The sequence below is a fragment of the Burkholderia sp. LAS2 genome (assembly GCF_018417615.1).
In the GTDB taxonomy this organism is placed as follows: domain Bacteria; phylum Pseudomonadota; class Gammaproteobacteria; order Burkholderiales; family Burkholderiaceae; genus Burkholderia; species Burkholderia sola.
Map to the genome: position 1 here is coordinate 1,624,016 of NZ_CP071053.1, position 21,595 is coordinate 1,645,610.

The window sequence follows — 21,595 nt, forward strand, 5'->3', positions numbered from 1 at the left end:
AGTATGGCGCCGCACCACGAGGAATGAATGGCGCCGCCGGCAATTGCCGCGGTGCGTCGGCAATCGGCGCGTCCATCGATCGCGCACGGGCCCGACGTCAGCCATTGCGCAGCTGCAGCATGCCGCGACGTCGAGACGCCGCATTCACCGGAGAACGACGATGCCGACCGAAAAACACGTGGTCCCGCTGCCGAATGGTCTGAAGGTTTATGTCGAACGGAACGTGTTCGATCCGGCCTTCGACACGGCGATGCTCGTCAACGGCGCGCTCGCGACGACCGCGTCGTTCGGCCAGACCGTCCAGTATCTCGGCGAGCGGATCAACACGATCTGCTTCGACCTGCCGTATGCGGGGCAGTCGCGCCAGCACAACCCCGGCTGCTCGATCCTGACCAAGGACGACGAAGCCGCGATCCTCCAGTACCTGGTCGAACACTTCGCGCCGGCGTTCCTCGTGTCGGTGTCGTGGGGCGGCGTCGCGTCGCTGTTCGCGCTCGCGCGCGGCTGCCCGAGCGTGCGGCGCGCGGCGATCTGTTCGTTCTCGCCGTTCCTGAACGACGCGATGATCGACTACGTGACGCGGGCCCGCGACCACATCGCGGCCGGCGAGAACCTGAAGGCCGCGCAGCTGCTGAACGACACGGTCGGCCGCTATCTGCCGCGCATCATGAAGCTGTACAACTACCGCTATCTCACGCGCCTGCCGCGCGACGAGCAGGACCAGGTCGCGTTCCACGTCGACCAGATCCTGTCGCTGCAGCCCGAGCGCTACTTCAGCGAGTTCTCGAACATCGGCTGCGAACTGCTGTTCCTGAACGGCGAGCGCGATGAATACACGACGCCGGCCGACGTGCGGCAGCTTGGCGCGCATGTGGCGCGCGCACGGTTCGCGACGGTGCCCGACGCAGGCCATTTCCTCGACATCGAAGGCCGCGCGCAGCGCGAAGCCACCCGTACCGCGCTGCTCGATTTCTTCTGCGGCGAAGCGCCCGCCGCGGCCGGCATCGCACGTGCCGCCGCGCACGCATGCGTGCCCGCGCCGATGCACGCGCTGTCGTCGTGACGCCGTCCGTCGAGCAGCGGGCACGTCCCGCGCATCCGAATTCCCATCCCAACGAGGCAGGCCAGCCGTGAATATCGTTCAGACCATCGCCATCGTCGTTCCGTGGGCCGCGTGGCTCGCTTACTGGATCGCCACGTCGCAGCGCGTCAAGACGACCGTACGCAAGGAGGCATCGCGCTCGCGCACGCTCCAGTCGATTCCGCTGATCGTCGGCGGCGCGCTGATCATCCTGCCCGATCCGTCGTGGCAGGCGCTCGCGCCCGACTGGCAGCGCTTCGGCCTGCAGGCGCAGTGCGGGCTCGCGGTGCTGGTGGCCGGCCTGCTGTTCTCGGTATGGGCGCGGCTGCATCTCGGCACGAACTGGAGCGTGTCGGTCACGCTGAAGGAAGACCACGAACTCGTGCGCACGGGGCCGTATGCGTTCGTACGTCACCCGATCTACACCGGCTGCCTGATCGCGCTGGTCGGCGCCGCGCTGATCGGCGGCGAATGGCGCGGCGCGCTCGGCGTGCTGCTCGTGTTCGCGTCGCTCGCGTACAAGGTGCGCGTCGAGGAGAGCTGGCTGACCGGGTATTTCGGGCCGGCCTATGCGCAGTACCGCCGCGAGGTCGCGGCGCTGATCCCCGGCTTCTACTGACCCCCGCGAGGCGCGCGATGGCGAAGATGATCGTGACCGCGATCGGTTCGGCGGGCGACGTGCATCCGTTGCTCGGCGTCGCGCGCACGCTCGCCGCGCGCGGTCACGACGTCGTGTTCTGCACGCACGCGCCGTTCGAGGCGGCCGTGCGCCGCTGCGGGTTCGCGTTCGTGCCGGTCGGCACCGCGGCCGACTACGACGCGGCGATGGCGAACCCCGCGCTGTGGGATCCGCGTACGTCGTTCCGCACGCTGTGGCAGGTGATCGCGCCGACGCTGCGCCCGCATTACGACGCGCTGCGCGCGCTGACCGATGCCGACACGGTGCTGGTCGGCACGCTATGGGCGTTCTCCGCGCGCTTCATGCAGGAATTGCACGGCACGCCGTACGTGTCGGTGCAGGTATCGCCGTCGACGCTGCTGTCCGCGCATGCGCCGCCGACTCATCCGCGCCTGACGATTCCGGCGCGCTGGCCGTTGCCGGTGAAGTCGGCGCTGATGACGCTGATCGAGCGGCAGGTGCTTGACCGCGTGTGCGGCCCGGCGCTCGACGCGGTGCGCCGCGAACTCGGGCTCGCGCCCGCGCGGCGCGTGCTCGGCCGCTGGCTGCATTCGACCGACGGCGTGCTGTGCCTGTTTCCCCAGTGGTTCGCGCCGCCGCAGCCGGACTGGCCGTCGAACCATCTGCAAAGCGGTTTTCCGCTGTTCAACGATATTTCGACCTCCGACGATGATGGGGCACTCGATGCGTTTCTCGCGGCAGGCGAAGCCCCGGTCGTGTTCACGGCCGGTTCGACCCTCGTCGATCACGCGGCGTATGCGCGTGCGGTGGCGGACGCGCTGCGCGCGACCGGCGCGCGCGGCATCCTGCTGACGCCGCACGATGCGGCGCAGGATGGCGACCGGCTGCTCGTGCGCCGCTTCGTGCCGATGCGCACGCTGCTGCCGCGTTGCCGCGCGCTCGTGCATCACGGCGGCATCGGCACGGCGGCGCTCGCGTGCGAAGCCGGGATCGTGCAGGTCGTCACGCCGTTCGCGCACGATCAGTTCGACAACGCGCAACGCGTCGTCGCGAACGGTTGCGGCGTGCGGGTCGACGGGCCGCTCGACGGCGCGCGGCTCGGCGCGGCGCTCGCGCGCGTGCTCGACGAACCCGCGTTCGCGGTGCATGCGGCGCGTACGCGTGCGCTGCTCGCGGCCGCGCCGGACGGCTGCGGCGCGGCCGCCGATTTCATCGAACGCTTCGTGCCGAAGCGCGGGCGGGTGGCCGCGCGGGCCGATGTCGCGGTGGCCGGCACATGAGCACCGCATCGCCGCTGCACGACGGGCCCGTCGCGCCGTCCGCGCTCGACGTGTCGGCGCCGGTGCCCGCCGCGCAGCCGATGCGCGGCATCCGGCTCGCGCTGCTGACGTTCGCGCTGTCGCTCGCGACCTTCATCGAAGTGCTCGACTCGACCGTGACCAACGTCGCGGTGCCGGCGATCTCCGGCAGTCTCGGCGTGTCGAACAGCCAGGGCACGTGGGTGATCAGCTCGTATTCGGTCGCGGCCGCGATCGCGGTGCCGCTCACCGGCTGGCTTGCGCGCCGCGTCGGCGAGTTGCGGCTGTTCGTCGGCGCGGTGCTGCTGTTTACGCTGACGTCGCTGCTGTGCGGGCTCGCGCGCGACCTGCACGTGCTCGTGATCTGCCGCGCGCTGCAGGGGTTGTGCTCGGGGCCGATGGTGCCGCTGTCGCAGACGATCCTGCTGCGCACCTTTCCTCCAACCCAACGCACGATCGCGCTCGCGCTGTGGGCGATGACGGTGCTGCTCGCGCCGATCTTCGGGCCGGTGGTCGGCGGGTGGATCGTCGACAACTTCTCGTGGCCGTGGATCTTCCTGATCAATTTGCCGATCGGGCTGTTCTCGTTCGCGGTGTGCACCGCGATGCTGCGCCCCGACGCGCAGCGCGGCGCGGCCGGTCCGATCGACGTGCCGGGCATCGTGCTGCTCGTGATCGGCGTCGGCTCGCTGCAGGCGATGCTCGATCTCGGCCACGACCGCGGCTGGTTCGATTCGCCGCTGATCGTCACGCTCGCGGTGGTCGCGGCGCTCGCGATCGTGTCGCTGCTGATCTGGGAAGCAGGCGAAGCGCATCCGGTGGTCGATCTGAGCCTGTTTCGCGACCGCACGTTCTCGTTCTGCGTGCTGATCATCTCGCTCGGGATGATGAGCTTCTCCGTGGTCGGCGTGGTGTTCCCGCTGTGGATGCAGGCCGTGATGGGCTACAACGCGTTTCATGCGGGGCTCGCGACCGCGTCGCTCGGCGTGCTCGCGCTCGTGTTCTCGATCCTCGTCGGGCTGCATGCGCACCGCTTCGACGCGCGCGTGCTCGCGACGTTCGGCTTCCTCGTGTTCGCGGCCGTGCTCGCCTGGGACGCCCATTTCACGCTGAAGATGACGTTCGCGCAGATCGCCGCACCCGGGCTGATCCAGGGGATCGGGCTGCCGTGCTTCTTCATTCCGCTGACCGCCGCGACGCTGTCGCGCATTCCGGACGACCGGCTCGCCGCCGCGTCGAGTCTGTCGAATTTCCTGCGCACGCTGTCGGCCGCGTTCGGCACCGCGATGAGCGTGACGCTGTGGGACAACCGCGCGACCTATCACTACGACGTCGTGTCGCAATCGGTCACGCACGCGTCGGCGAACACGCAACGCTTCGTGCATGCGCTGAACGCGATGGGCGTGGACGGCGTGCGCGAGCTGACGACGCTGCATCACGTCGTGATGCAGCAGGCCTACATGATGGCGACCAACGACATGTTCTGGATGGCGAGCATGACGTGTGTCGCACTCGCCGCGATGATGTGGCTGACGCGGCCGAAACGCGGCGCGGCCGCATCGTTCGGACATTGAGGAGCAGACCATGACGACACTCGGCGCACTCGTGATCCTGTATCACCCGAGCGACGCGCAGCTCGACGCGTTGCGCGGATGGCGGCACGCGTGCGACGTGCTGCTCGTCGTCGACAACACGCCGCAGCCCGATGCGCGGGCCCGTGAACTGTGCACACGCGAAGGCATCGCGCTGCTGCATCACGGCAATCGCGGCGGCATCGCGGGCGCGTACAACGCGGGGCTCGCGGCGCTGTTTCGCGACCGCATCGACGCGGTCGCGCTGTTCGACCAGGATTCGTCGGTGCCGGCTGCCTATTTTCCGACGATGCGCGACGTCTGCGCGGGGCTTGCCGGGCGTGCGTTCCTGGCCGGCCCGCGCATCTTCGACGAGAACGCACGCAGCTTCCTGCCCGAACTCGCGACGAACGGCATCGGCGTGCGCCGCCTGCACATCGACCCGGGCACGCCGATGCAGCGCTGCGCGTTCCTGATTTCGTCGGGCTGCGTCGTGTCGCGCGACGCGTTCGACGTGCTCGGCCGTTTCGACGAAACGTTGTTCATCGATCACGTCGATACCGAATACAGCTTCCGCGCGCTGTCGCGCAACGTGCCGCTCTATGTCGTGCCGTCGCTGGTGCTGACGCATCGGATCGGCGCAAAGCAGCGGCACGCGATCGGCCCTTTTGAAATGACGTCGATGAATCACTCGTGGCAACGGCGCTACTACAGCGCGCGCAATGCGGTGCAGCTCGGGATGCAGTACGGGCTGCGTTTTCCGGTGGCGCTCGTGCCGAACCTGCTGACCCTGTGGCAGGTCGTGCAGATCGCGCTGGTCGAGCGCGACAAGCGCGCGAAGCTGGCCGGCATCCTGTTCGGCGTCGCGGACGGCCTGTTCGGCCGGCTCGGCCCGCTCGAGCGCACGCGGCCGCGTCTGGCTGCGCGGGCGCAGCGCGTTCGGCAGGGGTGACGATGCGGCGTTCGACGAAAGCGGCAGGTTCGGCGCGTGGCGCGAAGGGCGGCTCGATGGTCGCGGCGGCGGCCATGCTGTTCGCGTTGGGCGGATGTGTGCCGTCGGGCTTCCTGCCGTCGCTGTCGCTGCGCGCGCCGGCCGACGATGCGCTCGCACGGACGGCCGGCCCCGGCGCGAACGGCGCGTGGCCGGCGCCCGACTGGGTGAAGCAGCTGCAGGACCCGCAGCTCGACGACCTGGTCGCGGAGGCGTCGCAGCACAGCCCCGATCTGCAGGTCGCACAGGCGCGGCTGCGGATCGCGCAGGCGCAGCTTCAGCAGTTCGATTCGCTGACCGGTTTGACCGGCACGGCCGGCGCGACGATCAGCCGGGCACGGATGCCGAAACCCGGTGACATCGCCGACGTCACGGCCGGCGGCTATCGCGTGCCGGTGCAGATCTTCGGCGATCCGAACGTATCGCCGTCGTCGATCTTCGTCGGGCTGAACTACCAGCTCGACCTGTGGGGCAAGAACCGCGCGGCGACGAAGAGCCTGATGTCGCTGCGCGACGCGGCCGGCGTCGAGGCCGAACAGGTACGGCTCACGCTCGCCGTCGCGATCGTCACCGTGTATTGCCAGCTCGACCAGGCGTACGCGGTGCGCGACCTGTTGCAGCAGAAGCTGAAGATCAGCCAGCGCGTGACGGCGGTGCTGCGCGAGCGTACCGCGCGCGGCCTCGACAACGCGTACGATGCGAGCGACGCGTCGATCAAGCGCAGTCGACTGCTCGAGCAGATCGCGTTGAACGACGAGCAGATCAAGCTCGCGCAACTGCAACTCGGCGTGCTGTCGGGCCGTGGCCCGGAGCGCGGGCTCGCGCTGCAGCGGCCGCGCGTCGGCGCGTTCGCGGGCGGCGCGGTGCCCGCCCGGCTGCCGGCCGACCTGCTGGGCCGCCGGCCCGATATCGTCGCCGCGCGGCTGCGGGTCGAAGCCGCGTTCGCGAATGCCGACTCGACGCGTGCGCAGTTCTATCCGGACGTGAACCTCGTCGCGCTCGGCGGCGTGTTCGCGTTGACGCCCGCGTCGCTGTTCTCGCGCGATTCGCTCGCGGGCTCCGTCGGCCCCGCGATCTCGCTGCCGATCTTCGACCGCGGCCGGCTGAAGGCGAAGCTCGGCGCGGACGTCGCGCAGGCCGACGTCGCGATCGGGCTGTACAACAAGACCGTCGACGACGCGCTCGGGCAGGTCGCGCAGCTCGTCACGTCGCTGCAGACGTCGCAGACGCTCGTCGCGCAGCAGCAGGATGCGGTCGCGGCCGCGCAGAAGATCGTGCAGATCGCGACCGATCGGCATCGACGCGGCGTGCTGATGCAGAAGGACGTCGATGTCGCGGATCTCACGCTGATCGACGAGCGCGCGCAGATGATCGCGCTGCTCGGCAAGCAGCGGACATTGCGCGTCGGGTTGATCGGCGCGCTGGGCGGCGGGTTCGATGCGGGCGCAACGGTCGCGCAGGCGCAGGCGTCGGCCGTGCAGCGGGCGCGTAGCGGGGCGGCCCGGCGCGGGGCGGCCGTTGCCATGGCCGCGAACCGGGCTGCGGTGGCGGGCCCGTCGAACGACTCGCAAGCGGGGCGCACGGCAATGTCGCCGGCCGCTGCCACGACGCGGGCCGCGTCCGCGCCCGAATCCGTCCGACGCGACGACCCCGCGCGCCCGTCCACGGTCGGTGCCTCCCGCCCCGACGCGATGCCGCGCAGCACGCCCGTTCTCGCGCGCACGGCCTCGGCGAGCCCGATGCCGGGCTCGGCGTCGACGCCCGCGATTCCCGTCTTCCAGCACGATCGTCTGATCGTTACGCAAAGCGACTGATGCACCACGACAACCTTCATTCCGCCGCGCCGCCGGCCGCGCTGAACGATCCGGCCCTCGACGCGCGCCGCGCGACGCGCCGCAAGCGCTTCACCGTGTTCTTCGCGATCGTGCTGCTGGCCGCGATTGCGTGGATCGCGTACTGGCTGTTGAGCGACCGGTACTACGAAGACACCGACGACGCATACGTCGCGGGCAGCATCGTTCAGGTCGCCGCGCAGATCCCGGGCGCGGTGACCGACGTGGTGGTTGCCGACACGCAGGCCGTGCGCGCGGGGCAGACGCTCGTGAAGCTCGACGACACCGAGGCGTCCGTCGCGTTCGCGCAGGCGAAGGCGCAGCTCGCGCAGGCCGTGCGCCAGGTCGCGAACGCGAGGATTTCGAACACGATGTACGTCGAGGCCGTGAATGCGCGGCGAGCCGACCTGTCGCTCGCGCAGCGCGCGCTCGCCGCGCGTTCGGGCGCATCGGTCGAGATCGTCGCGCCGGAAGAACTGGCGCGGGCGCGCGCGGCGGTGGCCGGCGCGCAGGCGAACCTCGCGGCCGCGCAGGCACAGCTCGACGCGGCGCGCGCGCTCGGCAGCAAGCTGCCTGTCGACGAAAGCCCGGCCGTCATGCAGGCGGCCGCGCAGTTCAAGCTTGCGTACCGGAACCTGAAACGCACGACGATCGTCGCGCCCGTCGACGGCACGATCGGGCAGCGCTCGGTGCAGGTCGGCCAGCAGGTCGGGCCAGGCGTGCCGCTGATGTCGATCGTGCAGCTCAACCGGCTGTGGGTCGACGCGAATTTCAAGGAAGGGCAGATCCGCCACATGCGCGTCGGGCAGCCGGTCGAGGTCGTGTCGGATCTCTACGGCTCGCGCATCGCCTATCGCGGCCGCGTGCAGGGCTTCTCGGCCGGCACGGGCAGCGCGTTCTCGATGCTGCCGTCGCAGAACGCGGCCGGCAACTGGATCAAGGTCGTGCAGCGCGTGCCGGTCGTGATCGCGCTCGATCCGCGCGATCTCGCCGCGCATCCGCTGCGCGTCGGGCTGTCGATGCGCGCGACGGTCGACACGCACGACCGCAACGGCCACGCGCTCGACAGCGAGCCGCCGACGCCCGCCGTCAGCACGCGCGTGCACGACGGCGTCGCGGGCGACGCGGAAGCGGCCGCCGCCGCGATCATCCGCGAGAATCAGGGCGGGTAGCGGCTGCCGGTCGGGGCGCGGCCGGCAGCAACGGCCGGTCCGGCCCCTGTGTGTCTCGCGCCCGGTAGATTCCCGCCCGACTTTCGTATTTCCGCCATCGATGTCGGCGCCGATCAAACGCATGTCGCGTTTGAGACATCGGCGCCCCTGCCTCCCGGACTACTCTCGAACAGCACGTTGCGCGTGCGCCGCATGGCGCCGGCGCGCCGCGGCGCCATCCAACGAGACATGGAGACAATACGATGAGCAGCAATCGAGGTGTCGTCTATCTTGGGCCGGGCCAGGTCGAAGTCCAGAAAATCGATTATCCGAAGATGGTCGACCCGAGCGGCCGCGCGATCGGCCACGGCGTAATCCTGAAAGTGGTCAGCACGAACATCTGCGGCTCCGACCAGCACATGGTGCGCGGCCGGACGACCGCGCCGGTCGGCCTCGTGCTCGGTCACGAGATCACCGGCGAAGTGGTCGAAGTGGGCCGCGACGTCGAGACGCTGAAGCTCGGCGATCTCGTGTCGGTGCCGTTCAACGTTGCGTGCGGCCGCTGCGCGATGTGCAAGGACACGCATACGGGCGTGTGCCTGAACGTGAATCCGTCGCGTGCGGGCGGCGCGTACGGCTATGTCGACATGGGCGGCTGGATCGGCGGCCAGGCCGAGTACGTGCTCGTGCCGTATGCCGATTTCAACCTGCTGAAATTCCCGGATCGCGACCAGGCGATGGCGAAGATCCGCGACCTGACCTGCCTGTCCGACATTCTGCCGACCGGTTATCACGGTGCGGTGAGCGCGGGCGTGAAGCCCGGCTCGACGGTCTACATCGCGGGCGCGGGCCCGGTCGGGATGGCGGCGGCCGCCTCGGCGCGCCTGCTCGGCGCGGCCGTGACGATCGTCGGCGACATGAACGCGGAACGCCTCGCGCATGCGCGGGCGATGGGCTTCGAGACGGTCGACCTGTCGAAGGACGCGTCGCTCGGCGAGCAGATCGAGCAGATTCTCGGCGTGCCCGAGATCGATTGCGCGGTCGACTGCGTCGGCTTCGAGGCGCACGGCCACGGCTCGTCGGGCCATTCGGAGGAAGCGCCCGCGACGGTACTGAACTCGCTGATGGAAATCACGCGCCCGGCCGGCGCGATCGGCATCCCGGGCCTGTACGTGACGGACGATCCGGGCGCGAAGGACAAGGCCGCGCAGCACGGCAGCCTGAGCATCCGCTTCGGCCTCGGCTGGGCGAAGTCGCATTCGTTCTTCACGGGCCAGACGCCGGTGCTGAAGTACAACCGCAACCTGATGCAGGCGATCCTGTTCGACCGGCTGCCGATCGCGAAGATCGTCAACGTCGAAGTGATCTCGCTCGACCAGGCGCCGGAAGGCTACAAGAAGTTCGACGGCGGCGCGCCGCGCAAATTCGTCATCGACCCGCACGGGTTGCTGGCGACGTGATGCGCTAGCGTTCGACGCGCACCACACGAAGCGGGCGGTTCCGGAAACGGGCCGCCCGTTTTTTCGTTGCGGGAGCGACGGTGACGGCAGTGCAACGCGACGACCGCTGAGCCCGAGCCCGGGTCACGCTCAGTGGCCGCGATAGAGCTTCGCGAGTTCGGCGTTGCTGGCCGCAGCGCGACGTGTGCGCCCGGTGTGCACGCTGACGCGGCGGATCGCACGCGTGCGATGGGCGGTGTCGCGGCTGCCTTTCCAGTCGGCCACGCGGACCGCGCCGGCGCGCGTCCGGTCAGGCGGGCGCAACGATGGCGCGGCTTGTGCAATGGCCATCTTGCGAGCAGGTTGGGCTGCGAGTCGGGCGCCTGGTGGCAGACTGGCCGCCACTTGCGTTTCATCGGGCGAATGAAACGGGTAGACGGGTGCCGGCACGACCGGCAGCAACGGATCGTTCGACGCGGGCAGCATGGTTTCGGTCGCGACGGCGGCCGGCGCACCGGATCCGCGACAAACGGGATCGGCCTTGCAGGTCTGGTCGACCGCCACGTAGCCGCCGACCAGCAGCACGAGCGTAAGGATGCTCAGGATCGGCGCGCTCGACGCGCGCGGCCGCTGGAAAGCCGCGTTGCGCATCGCGCGGGCGATGCGTGACGACCACGTGTGAAACGATCGCGGCGCATGGGCGGCGTGCGCATCGGCCGACGTGTGTCGGATCGGTTCGAACGGCCCGTTCCATTGACCGCAGACGGGGCAGTGCTCGAGCGCACGGAACGCCACGAAGCCGCATTCGCGGCAGCGGCAGCACGTCGCGTGCCGCGATTCGGCGCGCGCATTCAGCACGGCACGCCAGGCATCGCGCGCGCGGACGCTGCGGCTAGGCAGGACACGCATGTCAGCGACCGACGGGCGCGATCGTCGGGCTAGAGATCGGCGGTCGTTCGCATGCGGTGCTCATGGGATTCTCCATAACATCGGACGGGTGGAACCCGTTCGTCCACGTCTGCCTGCTGCTTCATTCTTGGTCGTTCGCGCACGAAACGCAAGGCGCATGTCGCGCATTCCGCTCCGTACGTTTCGTCCTAGCTGCCGTGCCGCTGTCGGGCCGCGAGCGTGCCGAGCGTCTCCAGCGCGCGCTCGACCGCCGGTGTCCACGGCCGCCCGTAATTGAGTCGCAAATAGCGGCGGAAGCCGCCGGTCGTGGAGAAGATCGGTCCGGGTGCAATGCTCACGCCGTTCTCCATCGCATCGTCGAACAGGTGCATCGCATCCATGTGCGGTGGCAGTTCAATCCATAGAAAATATCCGCCGCGTGGCGCGAACACTTCGGTGTCAGCCGGAAAGTACGCGCGTACGGCCGACAGCATCTGCGCCTGGTGCGCGGCGAGATTGCGGCGCAGCTTGCGCAGGAAGCGGTCGTATGCGCCGTCGCGCAGGTAACTCGAAATCGCCATCTGCGCGGGTACGTCGGCGGCCGGCGCGCTCGCGCCTTTGGCCTTGCGGATCTGCCGGACGAAGCGGCCGGCCGCGACCCAGCCGATCCGGAATCCGGGCGCGAGACATTTCGAGAACGACCCGCAATGCAGGACGAGCCCGCTGTCGTCATACAGTTTCGCGGGGCGCGTGGGCGCCGTGCCGAACTGCAATTCGCCATACACGTCGTCCTCGATCAGCGGCACGCCGCGGGACGCGAGCAGGTCGATCAGCGCGCGCTTGCGCTCGTCGGTCAGCGTCGCGCCGGTCGGGTTGTGGAACGACGTCATGAACCAGCACGCGCGCACCGGATGCGTGTCGAGCGCCTCGGCGAGCGCGTCGAGGTCGAGGCCCGTGCGCGGGTCGACCGGAATCTCGACCGCTTTCAGATGCAGGCTCTGAACGGCTTGCAGCACCGCGTGGAAGGCCGGCCGTTCGATCGCGACGATGTCGCCCGGGCGCGTCAGCGCCTGCAGGCTGAGCATCAGCGCTTCGGTCGCGCCCGTCGTGATGACGATTTCCTCGAGCGGCAGCGACGCGCCCGCGTTCAGGTAGCGCAACGCGATCTGACGGCGCAGCGCTTCGTTGCCGGGCGGCAAGCCTTCGAGCAGTTTCGTGCGGTCCATGTGGCGCGCGGCCGACGCGACCTGGCGCCACAGGCTGCTCATCGGGAACAGCGAATAGCTCGCGAATGCCGAGCCGAGCGGCACGATGTCGTCGCATTTGAGCGAGTCGAGCAGACGGAACAGCGCATCGTCGTCGCCGGGTTGCGCGGCGTCGTTTTGCGCGGCGCCCGGCTTGCGCGGCGGATCGCGCGCGAACCGCACGTGCTTGTCCGCGACGTTCGCAACGAAATAGCCGGAGCGCGCCCGCGCGACGATCAGGCCCTCGCTTTCGAGCGCGTAGTACGCACGAAACACCGTGGAAGGACTCACGCGATGCGCGCGGCATGCGGCTCGCACGGTGGGGATGCGCGCGCCGGGCACCAGATCGCCGCGCCGGATCGCGTCGGCGATCGTCTGTGCCAGCACCGCATAGCGCTTCATGCGCGTTCTCCCGGCCATCGACCTCGATGACAAAGAGTAGTACGGCAGCCGTCACGTGCAAGCGCGCCCCACATCGCTGATCCGTATGTTTTATCGGCGCTCTGATCCTGTTCTTTCGTCTGACAAACGGGCATCCTCTCGCAAGCTTTGTTCCCGCTGTCCGACCGATACGGAATTCACGCTGCCCGACCGCGAATCCGTGACGCCCGCGCGTGTCGCGCGAGTCATTTTCTGCGGCGTCCTTACCTTACCCGGAAGTATCCAGCGTGACATTGAAGACCCTCGTCGCGGGCCTCGCGGCCGGCATCGCCCTCAATCTGTTCAGCGGCGTGGCCGCCGCAGCCTGCGTCAACAATCCCGCCGCCCAGCCGAACGCGACGTTCCCCGCCGCGCTGACCGGCAAACTCGTCTATCACAGCTACGTCAAGTACGGCGACGGCACGAGCCAGTTGTTCCTCTACGATTTCTCGGCCCGTACGCTGACGCAACTCAGCAAGAGCGCGTGGGGCATCACCGATCCGATGAACGGCGTGTTCAGCCCCGACGGCAAGTGGCTCGCGTTCATGGGCATCCGCAACGGCGCATGGAACGTGTTCATGCTGCAGCTCGGCGCCGGCACGCCGCCCGTCAACATGACGAACAGCACGGGCGCCACGCGCAACGAAGACCCGAAGTTCAGCACGGACGGCAAGACGCTCGTGTTCAAGCAGAACGGCGACGTCAAGCAGGCGACGCTGTCGTACACGAGCGCGGGCCCGGTGTTCACGTCGGTCGTGAGCCTGACGAACGCGCCGGCCGGCGCCGAATACTCGATGCCGTTCCTCGCGCCGGACGCGAGCGCCGTGTACTACGCGACCGGCACCGGCTCGAACATGGGGCTGATGAAGCGCACGATCGCGACCGGCGCGACCGCCGTGTTCGATCGTCCGGCCGGGCTGCAGACGTACTACCCGACCGTGCGCGCGGACGGCATGGTGTACTACGCGCGCTGGAAGGACAGCGGCGGGGCCGACCAGATCTATGCGAAGACGGCGGACCCGGCCTCGACGCCGAGCGCGCTGGCGCTCAACGACTGCATGAGCAACAACTCGGACCCGGCGCCCGTCAGTGGTACGAACTACCTGTTCTTCTCGTCGACGACGGCCGGTGGTTATCAGCTCTACGTCGGCGACGTGACGACCGGCCAGCGCTGGAGCCTGTCGCAGTTCGGCGTGAATGCCGATGCGACGAAGGCGAAGCTCGGCGCGAACTACTACGGCGGCGCGGCCGCGGCACGCACGCTGCTGTCGCAGGGGCGGCCGGCCGCGGCGTCGGCAAGCTACAACGCCTCGCTCACGCCGGACAAGGCATTCGACGGCAACACGACGAGCACGCGCTGGGATTCGCCGGAAGGCACTGGCGTCGATCCGCAATGGATCTCCGTCGATCTCGGCGCGACGAAGACCATCAGCAGCATCGATCTGTATTGGGATGCGGGCGCACTCGTCTACCAGATCCAGACGTCGAACGACAACGCGAACTGGACGACGATCTATTCGACGAGCAATGGCGTGTCGTATGGGCACGTGACGTTGCCGAACCTGAACGGGCAGGGCCGTTACGTACGGATGGTTGGCACGAAGCGGGCGACGCAGTGGGGGTATTCGCTCGATGAAATGCAGGTGTGGGGATCGTAAGCGCTAGCGGGAAGGTGTGAAAGGCAGGGGAGGACGGCCCGCGTTGTGCGGGCCGGTAAATGGACCGTGCCGTGTCAGTGTGTCTTGGGTATCGGGTTCAGGTTCGGGCAGCAGTGGTCAGGGCATCCCGGGCCGAACGTGATCTCGACGCGACGCCCCGTATCGTCGAACTCGCTCGCGGGAAACGGCAACTTATAGATCCGCGCGATGATGGAATTTCGTTCGCCATAAATCGAAAATTGATCCAATGCTGCCTTGACGTTCGCGGCACGTCGTTGAGCTAGAGCCTTCGGATCTTGCTCCGTCGATTCCGCCAGTCCGACAATCGACACCGCATCGATAATCGAAAAGCGGTTGCGCATGTCGGTCGACCATACTGACAGTTTCGCCAGTTCGGCGATGGATAGGTCGCTCGAATCCTTGCTGAATCGAACATCAAAATCCCAACCCGGCAAGTTCGACGGACCTTCACATGCCAATACCGATTGTGTGCAGCTCAACGCGAGCGCTGTAAGGAATTTAGTCAATGTCAACGACGTACCCCGCGATGCTGTCGGCGTTGTTGATTGATAACTTGGGATGTGATCGTCCCCACCCAGGGAGCAACGGGGTAATCGTGTATTGGTCATCGGTTGACGACATAGTGTCGTGGAAATGAGTCGCTTCGTGAATGATAGTTGATACGTGCGAATCGGCATTCGCGGTCCACGGGCGCATCGTGCAGAATCGCTCGCCAATCGCGATCGTATGCGTCGTTGTGTCAGGCGCACACACGTGAGCGGCCTCGTTAATCGTTCCGCGCGGATGAGGAGTGCAACCCGTCGCTAGATCGCCGGCGCTACCGCTCCGAACGACGTTGTTTTCATTGAATGCCCGAACTACGCCAAGTACCTTCGTTAAACCCGTGAGCAAATGCATTCGAGTTTTGTCGTCGTCTCGACCGAACCACTTGAACACGCGATCTTTGTCTTGCTTTGACCACTTTTTCAAGTCGGCGATGCGAATCGTCAATCGATCGACTGCGCGCCCCTGTGCTACCGCAAACATCTTGCGAAATTCCGAGTTCGTCATGTTTTCGCAGATCGGACGCAAGTCGACGTCTGCGAATCGCTGTGAGCCCTCAATGGTGTTTGTCGTTGTCTCGGCAACGGTAGTTTGGTTTCCCATCTTCTCAGTCCTCGATGACCAGCTTCAAAATTTGCGCGTCTTCGGTTTGCACGCGTGCGGTACAACCATGCCGATCGCTCACGCCCGTTGCAAGTACGTTTCCGGCTCGATCCTTGATCCAATAGCGCACGTTGCTTAATCGCTGCTTTGTCCGCACGTCGCGGATCACGAATCGGTCGTCGTGGATACCGGGTGCCGCCATGTGCCGCGTGGGCGCCACTGCCGAACCCGCAGCGAACCGGTTCGCTGCATTTCCGCTACCGCTGTCGCTATAGAAAATCGTGCTGTCGCTCCCCGCGATCAGTCGGTTTCGACCGCATGGGCACAATACGGCGTCACCCTCCAGCGCAACACATCGCCCGTGGTGAATCATGCGCTGTGCGCCGCCCACTATCGGGAACGCCCCTTCGCAATTTCCGCATGTCGCCTTGTCGCCATCCAAGGCTACCTGTTTGCCGTGATTGAACATCGTGGACGTCACCGCGATGACGACACCGCCCGTTGTCGTCGGATCCCCATTTCTTGCTGCTCGTCGACTCATGGTCGTTTCCTCAATCGAAGTTGGTAAAGATCCAGTCGACCGAATCGGGATCGTAAATCGCGTATTGATCGATCTCCGCGCCTTCAATGACGACGGTCGGTGGCATATGTGCCAATGCTTCGGCCTCTGCATCGGCGATTTGCTCGGCGGTCCATGTATCCATCATGTCGAGCGTCTTGACGAACTCGGATAGTCCGGCTCGTGAATAGGCGGTTTCAATCCGATCGACCACGCTGTCAGGGAAGCGGATGGTGAAGTGGTCGCGATGCTCGACCGGCACGTCGAAGGATGCAAACGTGTAGGTCATCAGCGGATAGCCTGCATCGGAAACCACCAGACGGCCTCCGGTCGCCGCATACGCATAGTTCACGGCGATCAAAAGCCGGCCATGCTGCTCCATGAAATGACGGGTATCGACCTGCCGGAAATCGATTGGCCAGAAGTCGTCGTCGTGCGCAAGCGTCCGCGAACCTATGACTGCATCAACGGTGAAAGGTAGGTGCAAATGAACGGATCACTCGTGCAGACCATTTGCATATTGCCGCTATATGCTGAATCGATCGTGCCGGGTGCGCAGGGCCGCGTGGTGCTCAGGTGCTGAACCATCGCGTAAAGTTGGATCGACGAGTGAAGAAAATATGGACAATCGGCTTGTTCTTTTTCTGTCATGGGCTCGGATATCTCATGCATGAACGAGCTATGAACGTTCGCCGGGAATTGTTGCCGTGTCTATCGGACAAGTATGATTTTAGTTTGGATTCCGACTGAAAAGAGACGCCGTGACAATCGGCAATATTGAGTAGGCGTCAATTACTCGATTCCGAAGCGTGCTGTGCTTTGAATAAGCGACTCGCGAAAGCTTCCCGCCAACTTCGAACGCGTGATCGCGCTTATCGTCGCGCCGGACGACAGCGGGCGCGATTGCGCGATGGAATCGGAATGTCCGCTAGCGGGAATTCCCAAGCGCGGACGGGCGGCGTGTTCAGTGCGCCCTCCGCCGATTTCCGGCGAACGTCTTCTTGTGGCAGGAGCGCACCGGGAAGAGGAAAGTCGGCGATTACAACGGTAATGCCGTCAGTTGAAGCGGCGCGAAAGCATCGCGCCGAAAGGCTGAAACGTCCGTCTGGCTTTTTTGATCATGCCTTCGCAGTCGCTCGGCATGTTTCCTGCCGCACAGCGCCCGCCTCACGCATGCAGCACATGCGCCGGAAACGCCGGCCCGGCACTCGCCGCACCCTGCGCGAGCGGCGCCACCTGCTTGCGTCGCTCACGCGTCGGCGCGACGCCGAACGCGTCGCGATAGCTCTTGCTGAAGTGGCATGCCGACTGGAAACCGCACGCCATCGTGATGTGCATGATCGACATGTCGGTCTGCAGCAGCAGCTCGCGCGCACGGCGCAGCCGCAGCGTCAGGTAGTAATGCGTCGGCGTCATCCCGAGATGCTCGCGGAACAGGCGCTGCAACTGCCGCTGCGACATGTTCGCGAGCCGCGCGAGTTCCTCGCGCGACAGCGGCTCCTCGATGTTGTTCTCCATCAGCGAGATCACTTCGAACAGCGACTTGTTCGCCGAGCCGAGGCGGGCGACGAGCGGCATGCGTTGCTGCGCGCTCGTGTCGCGCACATGTTCGACGATGAACTGCTCGGCGATCTGCGTGACGCGCGCGGTGCCGACGCGCGCGGCGATCAGGTTCAGCATCATGTCGAGCGGCGCGACGCCGCCCGTGCACGTGATGCGGTCGCGGTCGATCACGAACAGTTCTTTCAGGAAGCGCGTGTCCGGAAACTCTTCCTTCAGCGCCGACATGTTCTCCCAGTGGATCGCGCACGCGTAGCCCGCGAGCAGCCCCGACTTCGCGAGTGCATAGGTGCCCGTGCACAGGCTGCCGAGCGGGAGCCCCATGCGTGCGAAGCGACGCAGCGTCGACAGGTGGGCGGACGTCGTCGCGCGCTGCACGTCGACGCCGCCGCACACGAATACGATGTCGGGTTGCCCCACGCATTCCGCCGGCCCCGTGTCGACCGTGAGGCCGTTGCTCGCCGTGACCGGACCGCCGTCCGGGCTGATCACCGACCAGCGGTAGAGCGGCTGGCCGCTCAGGTAGTTCGCCATCCGAAGCACCTCGATCGCATTGGTGAACGCGATCATCGTGAAGTTCGGTAACGGCATGAACGCGAAGTGGGACAGCGACGCTGTGCGGTCGGGCGACATGGGGAGCGTTCCTTGAATCTCTAATAGCTTTTGGCCCGGGGCACGAATCGGGCTGCGGTATTGTGTGAGCGAGTGCAACAAGCGTGCCATACGGCTAAACCCTAGCTCCAAGCGTTGTCTGGGCATCGGGCCGTTGCTGCACTGCACCGTATCCGGGAGAAGCCGCACGCGAACGTGCGGCAAACGCACTGCCGGTGTGCGTGTCCATAGGTGAACCATCGATACCGTTTCGGGCGCTCGTCCCGAAAAGCACGACCGGTCACTTGTACAAAACGGACGCGCATGGCGGAAAAGGCAAAGAACGCGTCTAAATTCATCAATCCGCCGAAAATCCGAACGACAAGAATAGAGCCGTCGGCAGCCTTGCACTGGACGAGCGGGAAACCCAGTGATGGCGGGCCTTGAGCTTCGGTTGCAGCCCTTTATTCTTCGTCACGGACGCACTATGTCGAACACTCAGCCTTTCTTCTCGCAGCCCCTTGCCGAGCGCGACGCGCCGGTGCGCAGCGCCATCCTGAAGGAACTCGAGCGTCAGCAGTCGCAAGTCGAGCTGATCGCGTCGGAAAACATCGTGTCGCGCGCCGTGCTCGAGGCGCAGGGCTCGGTACTGACCAACAAATACGCGGAAGGCTATCCCGGCAAGCGCTACTACGGCGGCTGCGAATTCGCCGATGAAGTCGAGGCGCTCGCGATCGAACGCGTGAAGCAGATCTTCAACGCCGGCTATGCGAACGTGCAGCCGCACTCGGGCGCGCAGGCGAACGGCTCGGTGATGCTCGCGCTCGCCAAGCCGGGCGACACGGTGCTCGGCATGTCGCTCGACGCGGGCGGCCACCTGACGCACGGCGCGAAGCCGGCGCTGTCGGGCAAGTGGTTCAACGCGGTCCAGTACGGCGTGAACCGCGACACGCTGCGCATCGACTACGACCAGGTCGAGGCGCTCGCCCACGAGCACAAGCCGAATCTCATCATCGCCGGCTTCTCGGCGTACCCGCGCGCGCTCGACTTCGCACGCTTTCGCGCGATCGCCGACAGTGTCGGCGCGAAGCTGATGGTCGACATGGCGCACATCGCCGGCGTGATCGCCGCGGGTCGCCACGCGAACCCGGTCGAGCACGCGCACGTCGTCACGTCGACCACGCACAAGACGCTGCGCGGCCCGCGCGGCGGCTTCGTGCTGACCAACGACGAGGACATTGCAAAGAAGATCAACTCGGCCGTGTTCCCCGGCCTGCAGGGCGGCCCGCTGATGCACGTGATCGCCGGCAAGGCCGTCGCGTTCGGCGAAGTACTGCATGCGGACTTCAAGACCTACATCGACAGCGTGCTCGCGAACGCGCAGGCGCTCGGCGAAGTGCTGAAGGCCGGCGGCGTCGATCTCGTCACGGGCGGCACCGACAACCACCTGCTGCTGGTCGACCTGCGCCCGAAGGGCCTGAAGGGCGCGCCGGTCGAGCAGGCGCTGGAACGCGCGGGCATCACCTGCAACAAGAATGGCATTCCGTTCGACACCGAGAAGCCGACGGTCACGTCGGGCATTCGCCTCGGCACGCCGGCCGGCACGACGCGCGGCTTCGGCGTCGCGGAGTTCCGCGAGATCGGCCGCCTGATCCTCGAAGTGTTCGACGCGCTGCGTGCGAACCCGGAAGGCGACCCGGCAACCGAACAGCGCGTGCGCCGCGAGATCTTCGCGCTCTGCGAGCGCTTCCCGATCTACTGATCGACCCACCCCACAAGAACAGTCACACGAGCGAGAGCAGATATGAGCACGCTGCATCAGGACAGCATCATCATCGACGGACTGAACATCTCGAAGTTCGAGAAGCCGGTGTTCGAGGACATGCGCAAGGGCGGCATCACGGCCGCGAACTGCACGGTGTCGGTGTGGGAGAACTTCACGAAGACCGTCGACAACATCGGCGTGATGAAGAAGAAGATCCGCGACAACGGCGAGCTGCTGACGCTCGTGCGCACGACGGACGACATCTTCCGCGCGAAGCAGGAAGGCAAGACCGGGATCATCCTCGGCTTCCAGAACGCGCATGCGTTCGAGGACAACCTCGGCTACATCGAGGCGTTCGCCGACATGGGCGTGCGCGTCGTGCAGCTTTGCTACAACACGCAGAACCTGGTCGGCACCGGCTGCTACGAACGCGACGGCGGCCTGTCGGACTTCGGCCGCGAAGTGATCACCGAGATGAACCGCGTCGGCATCATGGTCGACCTGTCGCACGTGGGCGGCAACACGTCGTCGGAAGCGATCGCGTTCTCGAAGAAGCCGGTGTGCTATTCGCACTGCCTGCCGTCGGGCCTGAAGGAACATCCGCGCAACAAGAGCGACGCGCAGTTGAAGGAGATCGCCGATGCGGGCGGCTTCGTCGGCGTGACGATGTTCGCGCCGTTCCTGAAGCGCGGCATCGAGGCGAACATCGACGACTACATCGAGGCGATCGACTACGTCGTGAACCTGATCGGCGAAGACGCGGTCGGCATCGGCACGGACTTCACGCAGGATTTCGCGAAGGAATTCTTCGACATGCTGACGCACGACAAGGGCCGCTATCGCCAACTGACGAACTTCGGCAAGGTGATCAACCCGGACGGCATCCGCACGATCGGCGAATTCCCGAACCTGACCGCTGCGATGGAACGCCACGGCTGGAAGGAGTCGCGGATCCGCAAGATCATGGGCGAGAACTGGGTGCGCGTGTTCAAGGACGTGTGGGGCGCGTAAGCGCCCGCCGAGCCGAACCGCACTCGTCGTTTCAACATAAAAAAATCGGGACGTGCCAGCGCAAGACGCGCGGGCACGCGGACGATGTCGCGCCTGCGCACTGAGCCGCGCGGCCACTTTCCTCACGGAGTCACCACGATGCAACCGCAACTGCCGATCAACGTCGATCCCGATACCGGCGTCTGGACCACCGACGCGCTGCCGATGCTGTACGTGCCGCGCCATTTCTTCACGAACAACCACGTCGCCGTCGAGGAAGCGCTCGGCGTCGATGCGTATGCCGAGATCCTCTACAAGGCCGGCTACAAATCCGCCTACCACTGGTGCGACAAGGAAGCCAAGCTGCACGGCCTGACCGGCATGGCCGTGTTCGAGCACTACCTGAAGCGCCTGTCGCAACGCGGCTGGGGCCTGTTCTCGATCATCGAGGCCGACCCGGCGAGCGCCCGCGCGAAGATCGAACTGCGCCACTCGTCGTTCGTGCTCCAGCAGCCGGGCAAGGAAGGCAAGCTCTGCTACATGTTCGCGGGCTGGTTCGCGGGCGCGATGGACTGGGTCAACGACACGACGCCGGAAGGCAAGGGCGCGCCGCGCGCATACTCGAAGGAAGTGCAATGTGCGGCCGAGCATCACGATCACTGCATCTTCGAAGTGTCGCCGATCGCGCACTGATGCACTGACGCATTGATTCACTGAAGCAGAACAACACCCGCAACACGAGACATTCGA

General features: G+C 66.4%; 19 protein-coding genes. 12 read left to right on the top strand and 7 right to left on the bottom strand.

Annotated elements, in window-relative coordinates:
- The first annotated feature begins 160 nt into the window (after window positions 1-160).
- From JYG37_RS27660 to fdhA, 8 genes are all read left to right on the top strand, one after another.
- Window positions 161-1,063, top strand: coding sequence for an alpha/beta fold hydrolase (locus tag JYG37_RS27660; RefSeq protein ID WP_050012283.1), 903 nt, complete (start codon window positions 161-163; stop codon window positions 1,061-1,063).
- 67 nt (window positions 1,064-1,130) lie between these two features.
- The gene (locus JYG37_RS27665; protein ID WP_050012284.1) at window positions 1,131-1,700 is read left to right on the top strand and encodes a methyltransferase family protein; all 570 of its coding nucleotides are present in this window, start codon (window positions 1,131-1,133) and stop codon (window positions 1,698-1,700) included.
- Window positions 1,701-1,717: 17 nt separating this feature from the next.
- Entirely contained in the window at window positions 1,718-3,001 is a 1,284-nt protein-coding gene (locus JYG37_RS27670; RefSeq protein WP_050012285.1) for a glycosyltransferase, read from the top strand.
- Window positions 2,998-4,593, top strand: coding sequence for a DHA2 family efflux MFS transporter permease subunit (locus tag JYG37_RS27675; protein ID WP_213346225.1), 1,596 nt, complete (start codon window positions 2,998-3,000; stop codon window positions 4,591-4,593). The genes JYG37_RS27670 and JYG37_RS27675 overlap by 4 nt, the downstream gene beginning before the upstream one ends.
- 10 nt (window positions 4,594-4,603) lie before the next feature.
- Window positions 4,604-5,542, top strand: a complete 939-nt coding sequence (locus tag JYG37_RS27680) for a glycosyltransferase family 2 protein (RefSeq protein ID WP_124631567.1) — start codon at window positions 4,604-4,606, stop codon at window positions 5,540-5,542.
- A 2-nt stretch (window positions 5,543-5,544) separates the two neighbouring features.
- Window positions 5,545-7,395: an efflux transporter outer membrane subunit gene (locus JYG37_RS27685; protein WP_050012288.1), complete on the top strand. Its 1,851-nt coding sequence runs from the start codon at window positions 5,545-5,547 to the stop codon at window positions 7,393-7,395.
- A complete protein-coding gene (locus JYG37_RS27690; protein WP_050012289.1) occupies window positions 7,395-8,585 on the top strand; it encodes an HlyD family secretion protein in 1,191 nt (396 codons plus the stop codon). The genes JYG37_RS27685 and JYG37_RS27690 overlap by 1 nt, the downstream gene beginning before the upstream one ends.
- Before the next feature lie 242 nt (window positions 8,586-8,827).
- On the top strand, window positions 8,828-10,024 hold the full coding sequence (gene fdhA / locus JYG37_RS27695) for a formaldehyde dehydrogenase, glutathione-independent (protein ID WP_213346226.1): 1,197 nt from the start codon (window positions 8,828-8,830) through the stop codon (window positions 10,022-10,024).
- 129 nt (window positions 10,025-10,153) lie between these two features.
- On the opposite strand, the gene JYG37_RS27700 is transcribed toward fdhA, so the two are convergent.
- Together JYG37_RS27700 and JYG37_RS27705 are read right to left on the bottom strand one after the other, a co-directional pair.
- The gene (locus tag JYG37_RS27700; protein WP_213346227.1) at window positions 10,154-10,912 is read right to left on the bottom strand and encodes a hypothetical protein; all 759 of its coding nucleotides are present in this window, start codon (window positions 10,910-10,912) and stop codon (window positions 10,154-10,156) included.
- Window positions 10,913-11,100: 188 nt separating this feature from the next.
- Window positions 11,101-12,537 carry an aminotransferase-like domain-containing protein gene (locus tag JYG37_RS27705; protein ID WP_089489640.1) on the bottom strand — a complete coding sequence of 479 codons (1,437 nt, stop codon included), beginning with the start codon at window positions 12,535-12,537 and terminating at the stop codon, window positions 11,101-11,103.
- A gap of 266 nt (window positions 12,538-12,803) precedes the next feature.
- Here JYG37_RS27705 and JYG37_RS27710 point away from each other — a divergent pair, with 266 nt between their 5' ends.
- Window positions 12,804-14,213, top strand: coding sequence for a discoidin domain-containing protein (locus tag JYG37_RS27710; RefSeq protein ID WP_050012292.1), 1,410 nt, complete (start codon window positions 12,804-12,806; stop codon window positions 14,211-14,213).
- A gap of 74 nt (window positions 14,214-14,287) precedes the next feature.
- Here JYG37_RS27710 and JYG37_RS27715 read toward each other — a convergent pair whose 3' ends face one another.
- The 5 genes from JYG37_RS27715 to JYG37_RS27735 all read right to left on the bottom strand — a co-directional run bounded on the left by JYG37_RS27715 (window position 14,288) and on the right by JYG37_RS27735 (window position 18,222).
- Window positions 14,288-14,746 (bottom strand): OmpA family protein, encoded by a 459-nt coding sequence (locus JYG37_RS27715; protein ID WP_235356160.1) that lies wholly within the window; start codon window positions 14,744-14,746, stop codon window positions 14,288-14,290.
- Entirely contained in the window at window positions 14,733-15,380 is a 648-nt protein-coding gene (locus JYG37_RS27720) for a M35 family metalloendopeptidase (RefSeq protein WP_060734308.1), read from the bottom strand. Before JYG37_RS27720 ends, JYG37_RS27715 begins: the two co-directional genes overlap by 14 nt.
- Before the next feature lie 4 nt (window positions 15,381-15,384).
- Complete coding sequence (locus tag JYG37_RS27725) at window positions 15,385-15,921, bottom strand: PAAR domain-containing protein (RefSeq protein ID WP_213346228.1); 537 nt, start codon at window positions 15,919-15,921, stop codon at window positions 15,385-15,387.
- 10 nt (window positions 15,922-15,931) lie between these two features.
- Entirely contained in the window at window positions 15,932-16,426 is a 495-nt protein-coding gene (locus tag JYG37_RS27730; protein WP_235356161.1) for a hypothetical protein, read from the bottom strand.
- Window positions 16,427-17,106: 680 nt separating this feature from the next.
- Window positions 17,107-18,222, bottom strand: a complete 1,116-nt coding sequence (locus tag JYG37_RS27735) for a GlxA family transcriptional regulator (RefSeq protein WP_124594757.1) — start codon at window positions 18,220-18,222, stop codon at window positions 17,107-17,109.
- Between the two features lie 355 nt (window positions 18,223-18,577).
- Here JYG37_RS27735 and JYG37_RS27740 point away from each other — a divergent pair, with 355 nt between their 5' ends.
- From JYG37_RS27740 to JYG37_RS27750, 3 genes are all read left to right on the top strand, one after another.
- A complete protein-coding gene (locus tag JYG37_RS27740) occupies window positions 18,578-19,852 on the top strand; it encodes a serine hydroxymethyltransferase (RefSeq protein WP_050012294.1) in 1,275 nt (424 codons plus the stop codon).
- Window positions 19,853-19,894: 42 nt separating this feature from the next.
- Window positions 19,895-20,866 carry a dipeptidase gene (locus JYG37_RS27745; RefSeq protein WP_050012295.1) on the top strand — a complete coding sequence of 324 codons (972 nt, stop codon included), beginning with the start codon at window positions 19,895-19,897 and terminating at the stop codon, window positions 20,864-20,866.
- 138 nt (window positions 20,867-21,004) lie between these two features.
- Window positions 21,005-21,538: a DUF5943 domain-containing protein gene (locus JYG37_RS27750; protein WP_050012296.1), complete on the top strand. Its 534-nt coding sequence runs from the start codon at window positions 21,005-21,007 to the stop codon at window positions 21,536-21,538.
- Window positions 21,539-21,595 lie beyond the last annotated feature (57 nt).

Bases quoted from the DNA above. Each gene is read 5' to 3' on its own strand.
- JYG37_RS27685 (WP_050012288.1), top strand. From the start codon at position 5,545: ATGCGGCGTTCGACGAAAGCGGCAGGTTCGGCGCGTGGCGCGAAGGGC.
- JYG37_RS27680 (WP_124631567.1), top strand. From the start codon at position 4,604: ATGACGACACTCGGCGCACTCGTGATCCTGTATCACCCGAGCGACGCG.
- JYG37_RS27660 (WP_050012283.1), top strand. From the start codon at position 161: ATGCCGACCGAAAAACACGTGGTCCCGCTGCCGAATGGTCTGAAGGTT.
- JYG37_RS27750 (WP_050012296.1), top strand. From the start codon at position 21,005: ATGCAACCGCAACTGCCGATCAACGTCGATCCCGATACCGGCGTCTGG.
- JYG37_RS27700 (WP_213346227.1), bottom strand. From the start codon at position 10,912: ATGCGTGTCCTGCCTAGCCGCAGCGTCCGCGCGCGCGATGCCTGGCGT.
- JYG37_RS27740 (WP_050012294.1), top strand. From the start codon at position 18,578: ATGTCGAACACTCAGCCTTTCTTCTCGCAGCCCCTTGCCGAGCGCGAC.
- JYG37_RS27735 (WP_124594757.1), bottom strand. From the start codon at position 18,222: ATGGCACGCTTGTTGCACTCGCTCACACAATACCGCAGCCCGATTCGT.
- JYG37_RS27720 (WP_060734308.1), bottom strand. From the start codon at position 15,380: ATGGGAAACCAAACTACCGTTGCCGAGACAACGACAAACACCATTGAG.
- JYG37_RS27745 (WP_050012295.1), top strand. From the start codon at position 19,895: ATGAGCACGCTGCATCAGGACAGCATCATCATCGACGGACTGAACATC.
- JYG37_RS27670 (WP_050012285.1), top strand. From the start codon at position 1,718: ATGGCGAAGATGATCGTGACCGCGATCGGTTCGGCGGGCGACGTGCAT.
- JYG37_RS27675 (WP_213346225.1), top strand. From the start codon at position 2,998: ATGAGCACCGCATCGCCGCTGCACGACGGGCCCGTCGCGCCGTCCGCG.
- JYG37_RS27725 (WP_213346228.1), bottom strand. From the start codon at position 15,921: ATGAGTCGACGAGCAGCAAGAAATGGGGATCCGACGACAACGGGCGGT.
- JYG37_RS27705 (WP_089489640.1), bottom strand. From the start codon at position 12,537: ATGAAGCGCTATGCGGTGCTGGCACAGACGATCGCCGACGCGATCCGG.
- fdhA (WP_213346226.1), top strand. From the start codon at position 8,828: ATGAGCAGCAATCGAGGTGTCGTCTATCTTGGGCCGGGCCAGGTCGAA.
- JYG37_RS27690 (WP_050012289.1), top strand. From the start codon at position 7,395: ATGCACCACGACAACCTTCATTCCGCCGCGCCGCCGGCCGCGCTGAAC.